This is a genomic window from Microbispora sp. NBRC 16548 (genome assembly GCF_030268985.1).
Classification (GTDB): Bacteria; Actinomycetota; Actinomycetes; order Streptosporangiales; family Streptosporangiaceae; genus Microbispora; species Microbispora catharanthi.
Window position 1 is genome coordinate 1 of sequence record NZ_BSSF01000093.1, and the last position, 370, is coordinate 370.

Annotated in this window: 1 protein-coding gene; it reads left to right on the forward strand. The window is 68.6% G+C overall.

The features are described 5' to 3' along the window. A partial coding sequence (locus QSK36_RS43180; protein ID WP_285786457.1) for an SGNH/GDSL hydrolase family protein occupies window positions 1–370 on the forward strand: 370 nt, incomplete at both ends.

Here is a 370-nt window from a genome sequence, read left to right on the forward strand (position 1 = left end):
CGATCGACTTCGTCGGGTCGCAGTACAACGGGCCCGCCAGTCTGGGCGACCACGACCACGAGGGACACCCCGGGTGGCGGATCGACCAGATCGACGCGAACATCACCGGCTGGCTGCGCACCTCCACTCCGCGCACGGTGTTGCTGCACATCGGCACCAACGACGTGCTGCAGAACTACAACGTGTCCGGCGCGCCGCAGCGGCTGTCCACGCTGATCGACCACATCACCGCGGCGGCGCCGGACGCCGAGGTGTTCGTCGCGACCATCATCCCGCTGTCGAACTCCGGCCAGGAGGCCGCCGCCCGCACCTTCAACGCGGCGATCCCCGGCATCGTGCAGTCCAAGGCCAACAGCGGCAAGCACGTCCA